The following is an 8,256-nucleotide window of genomic DNA, read 5'->3' as shown; positions in this document are numbered from 1 at the left end:
GGATCCAGTCGGGAAGAGCAGCTCCCATAGCGTGTTCAGCCGCATACACAGCGGAAGGAACGAACACAGAAAGCCTGTCCGCCGAAAGAGGGGCAATTGCAGTTGCTGCAGCGGCAATTGCAGCAGCGGTCAGTCTTGTGAGCTTCATATCATTCACCTGCCATTCTTCAGATTTGCAGCATTTAACTGCCTGATTTCATTATACAACGATATCTCGCCGAATGCAAGAGATAATTGTACTATAGTCTATATAGGATTTAACGTATGAGACTGGCAAAATGTGCGGCTGAAATCGTAAACTTTTTGTGAACACAAAAATCATGATTCATTCATTGAGTATCGCAAAGGCTGATTATATACATTTCTTGTATTTTACATTCAAAATGTGTACGTCGGGGCATCGGCCCCGAGCTCTTCTTTTTGTCGAATTTTCTTGAAAATTTAACAATTGCATGATATAATGAAATTATGTATTATTCTGATAAAAGGGGTATTGAACATGGCAAATGATAGATTTACAGTAGTCGGAACAAATATCGCTGAGAAAGCGTCTATGATATGGAACGTAGCTGATATGCTGCGCGGACCGTTCAAGCCGCATGAATACGGACTGGTTATACTTCCTATGACAGTGGTGAAGCGCTTTCACGACTGTCTGCTCCCTACACATGATGCAGTACTGAAGGAGTACGAAAGCAAGAAGAACTTCGCAGTTATCGAGGGCTTCCTCACAAAGGCTTCCGGCTACCAGTTCTACAACACCAGCAAATACACATTTGACCTGCTCTGCGCTGATCCTGACAATATAGAGGCTAACTTCCGTGACTACCTCGCAGGATTCTCAGCAAACGTACAGGACGTACTTGCCAAGTTTGATTTTGATGCTATAATCCGCCGTATGGTGGAGAGCAATACCCTTTATCTCGTTATAAAAGAATTCAACTCCCAGAAGGGGTATCTCGGTCCTGACAAGATAAGCGCAGTTGACTGCGGCTATATGTTCGAGGACCTTGTAAAGCGTTTCTCTGAGTCCTTCGGCGAAGAGGCTGGAGCTCACTTCACCAGCCGTGACATTATCTACCTCATGACCGATATCCTTCTTTCTGACGCTGATTTCTCACGCAACGGCACTGTTACCGTATACGACATGGCTATGGGTACATCGCAGATGCTCAGCTGCATGGAAGAGCGTATCCACGACCTCAACTCCGAAATGGACGTTACCTGCTTCGGACAGGAGTTCAACCCCTCCACATTCGCTATCGCCAAAGCTGATATGATGATACGCGGCGGAGATCCCAACAATATGCGTTACGGTGACACACTGTCCGAGGATCAGTTCAGCGGCTATCAGTTCCAGTATATTATCTCGAATCCCCCCTTTGGTATCGACTGGAAGCGCGAGCAGAAAGCAGTTGAAGCTGAAGCTCAGAAGGGCGAGCTGGGACGCTTTGCTCCGGGACTTCCAAAGATATCAGACGGTCAGCAGCTTTTCGTGCTGAACGGTCTTTCCAAGCTTGCTCAGAACGGCAAAATGGCTATAATACAGAACGGCTCTCCCCTGTTCTCAGGTGACGCAGGCAGCGGTCCTTCCGAGATACGCCGCTACATACTTGAAAACGACTGGCTTGACGCTATTATACAGCTCTCAACGGATATGTTTATGAATACGGGTATCAGCACATATATCTGGGTGCTGAACAAGAACAAGCCTGCCTACCGTGCAGGAAAGGTACAGCTCATCGACGCTTCGCACTGCGGAGAGCAGCGCCGCAAGTCTATCGGCTTCAAGCGCTATGACGTTACCGACCTCTGCCGCGAGCTTATCGTCAAGGCTTACGGCGAGTTCAGAAATGACGAGATATACGGCGACAAGAACGGCGTTTACTGCCACAGCAAGATATTCGACAACGAGGAATTCGGCTACAGCAAGATAGTTGTGGAGCGTCCTGAGCTTGACGAGGACGGCAAGCCTGTGCTGAAAAAGGGCAAGCCCGTTGCGGACTCTTCACGCAGAGACACGGAGAATGTTCCGCTGAGGGAGGATATAAACGAGTATTTCGCCCGTGAAGTCCTGCCGTATGCTCCTGACGCCTGGATAGATAATAAAAAGACGAAAGTCGGCTATGAGATACCCATGACGCGATATTTCTATGAGTATCAGGCGCCCGAAAAGGTTGAGGATATCATGGCAAGGCTGAGCGGTATTGAGGCTGATATACACTCGAGCCTTTCCGCGCTGTTTGATAAGGGGAACTGAATATGGCAAAGAATTACGATAAACAAAAGTCACTGCGCAATACAGGCATTTTTCTTGTAGTGATCGCAGTATTCGTTCTGCTTGCCCTCATTTGGGCTGTCATCCGGAACGCAGGATACGCAAAAAAGTATACCGTCGCCGTGAACGGAACAGTCATCAGCAGTTACGTTTATTACGAGTATGATCACGATCATAAAGAACCACACAGCAATGTTACCATACAATATGAAGGGCTGAACGGCAGCCTGCATACGATCAAACGCAACCAGCTCTACGGCGAATACAAGGAAGGCGAAACCGTATCGCTGAAATGTAATGAGGAACGGGACAAAGCCGTACTGAAACAGGACACAGAGCAGAATCCGATTTTCATCGGCTGTCTTTCTGCGATCTCTTTGTTTTTTGGCACAGTCGGTATACTGCTGATCAAAGGGAAAGCTAATGGCTGATGCAGGTACGGAAATGAGGTGAGAGTACATGAGACAGATGAAAGACAGCGGCATTGAATGGATTGGGGAAATACCTGAGAATTGGAATACGCGACGCATAAAGCACCTTGCAGACACATCTATTCAAAATAACTTTATTGATGGAGACTGGATAGAATCGCCAGATATCGAAGACGAAGGAATTCGTTATTTAACAACAGGAAATGTTGGAGACGGATGCTATAAAGAACAAGGTAATGGATATATTTCTCTTGAAACATTTCAAAAACTTAATTGCAAATATGCCTATCCAAATGACTATGTTATTTCAAGATTAAACGCTCCTTATGGTAGATCATGTATTTTACCTGATTCTTTTCCTGAATATGTATTAGCTGTTGATATTGTAATATTGAGGACAAACGAAGATAAGAAGTATTTATGCTATACCACACAATGTAACGGTTATCAACGTTCTGTAGAAGACCAAGCTAAAGGAACGACAATGAAAAGAATTAGTCGAACTAATTTAGGAAATATTGTTATTCCACTCCCATCTCTCCCCGAACAGCAAGCAATCTCCGCCCACCTCGACCGTCAATGTGCCCATATCGACAACATCATCGAGAAAACAAAAGCCTCTATCGAGGAATACAAAAAGCTCCGACAGGCAGTCATCACGCAGGCTGTGACAAAGGGCGTGCGCGGCGACAGACCGATGAAGAACAGCGGTATTGAATGGATTGGGGAGATTCCCGAAGATTGGAATGTTTACAGAATTGCGGCATTATATGAAGAACGCAACGAAGCAGGCAATGATGAACTTCCCATATTAACTGTATCTATCAATACAGGTGTTTCTGACAGGGAGTTATCAGATGAAGAAAGTTTGCGTGTATTTGTCAGAAGTGAAGACAGATCGAAATATATGAAAGTCTACCCTGGCGATTTAACGTATAATATGATGCGTGCATGGCAGGGGGCTTTTGGTGCTGTAAGAGTTTTAGGCATGGTAAGTCCGGCTTATGTAATTGCAAAGCCTAAGCAGGAAATTGACAGTAGATATATGGAAGCCTTGCTCCGTACTCCTGCTGCAAAAGAAGAGATGAAACGTCATTCGTATGGTATAGCAGATTTCAGAATGCGTTTATATTGGGACTATTTTAAGATTATCAAGGTATGCTTCCCAACTTTAAGTGAACAGAAAGAAATAGCAGATTATATCGACACTAAATGTGCCGAAATAGATACACTTATCTCAAAAAAAGAACAGTTCCTCACCGAGCTGGATTCCTATAAAAAATCCATGATATACGAATATGTCACAGGCAAAAAGGAGGTGCCCATAGCATGAGCGTAGACGAGACCAGCGAAAAACGCTTTGAATCCGATATACACGCCGCTATGCTCGCAGACGGCTACACGGTCAACGCCGATACATACGACTCTAAAAACGCCCTCTACCTCGATACCCTTGTGCGCTTCGTCAAGGCTACTCAGCCTAAGTCGTGGCAGAGATTCGAGCTGCAAAGCGCCGATAACACAGAGGAGAAGTTCGCAAGAGCGTTTCAGACAGCCGTTGACATGGACGGACTACTGGGCGTGCTCCGCAACGGCTTCAAGCACAGGGGCATTCCTTTCCGCGTGTGCTATTTCAAGCCCGAATCGGGGCTTAATCAGACTGCCCTCGACAACTACGCAACTAACGAGATAACCGTCAACCGCCAGTGGTATTACTCCGACGAGAACCGCAAGTCCGTGGATATGGTCATCGCCGTGAACGGTATACCTGTGTTTGCATTCGAGCTGAAGAACCAGTACACAGGTCAGGACATCGAGAACGCCAAGCGGCAGTGGATGTTCGACCGCGATCCGAGGGAGCTGTGTTTCCGATTCAATACGCGCATTCTTGCCTATTTCTGCGTAGACCAGCTGGAAGCCTGCATGACAACCAAACTCGCAGGCAAGAACACGTTTTTCCTGCCTTTCAATCAGGGCTCAAACGGTGCAGGTAACGACGGCGGCAAGGGCAATCCACCCAACCCTGACGGTTATCCGACAGCGTATCTGTGGCAGAATGTCTTCCAGAAAGACAGCATGATGGATATTTTGCAGAAGTTCATGAGCTACCGCAAGGATAAGAAAATGCTGCTGTTTCCCCGTTATCATCAGCTTGACGTTGTACGCAGCCTTATCGGTCATGTGCGGCAGTTCGGAGCAGGTCATAATTACCTGATACAGCACAGCGCAGGTTCGGGCAAGTCCAATTCTATCGCATGGACAGCGTACAGACTTGCGGCTCTTTTCAACGCTGAGGACAAGCCAGTTTTCTCCAGCGTTATCATAGTTACCGACAGACGAGTACTCGATGCTCAGCTACAGGAGACTATCTCAGGCTTCGACCATAAGCTGGGAGCTATTGAGACTATCGACGAAAAGAAGACCTCCAAGAACCTCCGTGATGCTATCAATGACGGCGTGCGTATTATCGTCACCACGTTGCAGAAGTTCCCTGTGATATATCAGGAAGTGGACAGCGTTGCAGGCAGGAACTTTGCTGTTATCGTTGACGAGGCTCACTCCTCGCAGACAGGAAGCTCCGCCCTTAAACTGAAAAGCGCACTCGCCGATACAGAGGAAGCGCTACGTGAGTATGCGGAGATAGAGGGTAAAGCCGAGGACGAGATCGACCGCACCGACAAGATAGTGGAGCAGATGATCTCTCACGGCAAGCACAAGAACCTGTCCTTCTTTGCGTTTACTGCAACTCCCAAGGCTCAGACACTTGAAATGTTCGGTGAGCCGTATCCCGACGGCTCCTTCCATCCGTTCCATATATATAGTATGCGTCAGGCTATTGAAGAAGGCTTCATACTGGACGTTCTCAGCAACTATATGACATACAGTACCTGCTTCAAGATTGCCAAGAACACTACAGAGAATCCTGAGCTTCCCGAGAGTCGTGCAAAGAAGCTCATAAAGAAATATCAGACGCTTCACCCGTATAATATCAGTCAGAAGTCCGCTATCATCGTTGAGACATTCCGTGAGACCACGCGCTATAAGATAGGCGGCAAGGGAAAGATGATGGTAGTAACTGATTCGAGACTTGCTGCTGTGCGCTATTTCCATGAGATTAAGCGATATATAGCAGAGCATGGCTATGATGATATGGACGTGCTCACAGCATTCTCAGGATCTGTCAAGGATGGCGATAATGAGTATACTGAAAGCTCACTCAACGTCAGAAAGGACGGCAGCCATATTTCGGAAACACAGACAAAAGCTGAGTTCCATGATAACTTCAATGTGCTTGTTGTAGCTGAGAAGTATCAGACAGGCTTCGATGAACCTCTGCTGCATACAATGATAGTAGATAAGAAGCTGAAAGGTGTAAAGGCAGTACAGACGCTCTCGCGCCTTAACCGTACCTGTACAGGCAAGATTGATACGTTCATACTTGACTTCGCCAACAAGAAAGAGGATATCCTCGACGCATTCCAGCCGTTCTATCAGGAGACCTTCCTTGAACAGGAAGTAAACGTTGACCTAATCTACCAGACAGAGCGTGAACTGCTGAATTACGCTATCTATACCAATATAGACATAGAAGCGTTCATCGAGGTTTGGAATAAATCCGGCGGTCAGGAGTCAACATCAATGGGAAAGATGACAAGCGTACTGAAGCCTGTTGCGGATAGATATAACCTCAAGAACTCTGAGGAGAGGTATCAGTTCAGACGCCTTGTTCGTAACTTCATAAAGTGGTATGGTTATATAACGCAGGTAGTCAGGATGTTCGATAAAGATATGCATAAGGAAAATCTCTTCCTGAGATATCTGCTGCATCTGCTTCCGGCAGAACCTGCTGATCCTTGTGACCTTGAAGGAAAGCTGAAGCTTGAATACTACAAGCTACAAAAGACTTTTGAGGGCAATATACAGCTCGAAAACCTTGATGGAGAGTATATTCCTGCCAAGCAGAAAGCCGTAGGAGGTAAACAAAAGAAAACACCTCTTGACGAGATACTCGAACAGATAAATGAGAAGTACAAGGGACAGTTCACTGATGCAGATAAGGTCATTATCGATGCACTGCATCAGAAGCTTAAGAAGAATGCGAAGCTCCTCAGCTCTGCCAAGACTACAGATCCTGTTATTTTCACAGAAAGCATCTTCCCTCAGATCTTCAGTGCAACCGCTATGGAGAACTATACTGAATCTCAGGAAAGCTATGAATCCTTGTTCAAGGATAAGAACAAGTATAACGCTATAATGAGTGCTCTTGCAGGAGTTATATACCGTGAGATGCGTAAACAAGATTCAAACAAGCAGTAATAGTGAACCGCCTATATAGGCGGTTCTGCTTTATGTATTTACATTATATCGGTATTATGCTATAATAGGTGATAAGAGAAATAGCAAAGGAGTTACATATGGCAAATCGAGAGATTATTGACAGAGATACCTATAAGAAGATCAAGAAGATGAACCGTGAGGAGCTTACAAAGTTCATTCTTCAGTATGGAGACGAACTTCTCGGAGAACAGGGCAAAACCATTGATCTCCCAGCTCTTGAGACAGAACTCAGTAAGATCAAAGGTATCGGTGGTAAGCGCCTTGAGGAAATAATGGTCGTTATTGAGAAATTCTTGGATGTTGAATAGAGGGAAAGATGAAGCTAATATTGAAAATGTTGCAAAAGGCAGTCATTGTAGTAACAGTACTGTCGCTTATCATAGGCACATCGGTCACTGCATATGCAGCAGATGTAGACTCAGTTCTGAATGACGCAGAATGGACTTCTTACGTTGAGCGTTCCATTGAAATAGATAAAACTCCCGGACTCTCCGTTGTAGCAGTCAAAGGAGCAGATGTAGGATTCAAGACCTGGGGATATGCCAATATTAAGGATAAAACTCCCATGACCGAAGATACTCTCGTACATATCGGCTCATGTTCAAAAGCGTTTACGTCATTGGCTGTACTGCTATTACAAGAAGAAGGAAAACTCTCTATAGATGATAGTGTTTCTGAGTATATCCCCTGGTGGCACGTTACATATCAGGGAAAAGATGCGGATATAAAGATATGGCACCTTTTGAATCATTGTTCAGGCATACCTAATGCAGCAACAATGGCTAAATATCCTATCAGAACTGATGCAGATGAAGAAGAAATAGCTCATATTGCTGAAGACCTTGAACTGAAGTATCCTCCCGGGGAAACTTTTGAATATTGTAATCTCGGTTATTGTATCCTTGCATATCTTGTTGAAACTGTAAGCTGCATTTCATTTGACGAATATGTTGTAAAAGAGATAATGCAGCCTATAGGTATGACACACAGCGGTTATGATCTGCCCGTAGCACAGGGATATTTATACTTCTGGAATACACTTAAACCTTACAATGATCCTCATGCAAAAGGTATTGAAGGCGAAGGGTATGCAGTAACAACTGCTTCAGACATGGCTTTATGGCTGAAGGCGCAGATGGGAAAGCTTGATCTTCCCGATAAGCTGGCAAACGCTATTGCTGCATCTCACGAAATAATCGAAGAACATTA

6 protein-coding genes are annotated in these 8,256 nt (G+C 45.3%); all 6 read left to right on the top strand.

All coding sequences use genetic code 11. The annotated features are described in order from the left end of the window. Positions 1 to 499 precede the first annotated feature (499 nt). Positions 500 to 2,260, top strand: a complete 1,761-nt coding sequence (locus tag QZZ36_RS12825) for a class I SAM-dependent DNA methyltransferase (protein ID WP_295082455.1) — start codon at positions 500 to 502, stop codon at positions 2,258 to 2,260. A 2-nt stretch (positions 2,261 to 2,262) separates the two neighbouring features. Next, the gene (locus QZZ36_RS12820) at positions 2,263 to 2,709 is read left to right on the top strand and encodes a hypothetical protein (protein ID WP_295082452.1); all 447 of its coding nucleotides are present in this window, start codon (positions 2,263 to 2,265) and stop codon (positions 2,707 to 2,709) included. Positions 2,710 to 2,737: 28 nt separating this feature from the next. Beyond that, positions 2,738 to 4,042 carry a restriction endonuclease subunit S gene (locus QZZ36_RS12815; RefSeq protein ID WP_295082450.1) on the top strand — a complete coding sequence of 435 codons (1,305 nt, stop codon included), beginning with the start codon at positions 2,738 to 2,740 and terminating at the stop codon, positions 4,040 to 4,042. Next, the gene (locus QZZ36_RS12810) at positions 4,039 to 7,026 is read left to right on the top strand and encodes a DEAD/DEAH box helicase family protein (protein WP_295082448.1); all 2,988 of its coding nucleotides are present in this window, start codon (positions 4,039 to 4,041) and stop codon (positions 7,024 to 7,026) included. Before QZZ36_RS12815 ends, QZZ36_RS12810 begins: the two co-directional genes overlap by 4 nt. A 98-nt stretch (positions 7,027 to 7,124) precedes the next feature. Beyond that, entirely contained in the window at positions 7,125 to 7,355 is a 231-nt protein-coding gene (locus QZZ36_RS12805; RefSeq protein ID WP_295082445.1) for a hypothetical protein, read from the top strand. An 8-nt stretch (positions 7,356 to 7,363) separates the two neighbouring features. Continuing rightward, positions 7,364 to 8,256: serine hydrolase domain-containing protein (locus QZZ36_RS12800; RefSeq protein ID WP_295082442.1), on the top strand; the 893-nt coding region annotated here is incomplete at its 3' end.

This window comes from Ruminococcus sp. (assembly GCF_016287535.1).
Classification (GTDB): domain Bacteria; phylum Bacillota; class Clostridia; order Oscillospirales; family Ruminococcaceae; genus Ruminococcus.
The sequence above is the reverse complement of the archived record's forward strand: the minus strand, read 5'-3'. Positions and strand labels throughout refer to the sequence as shown.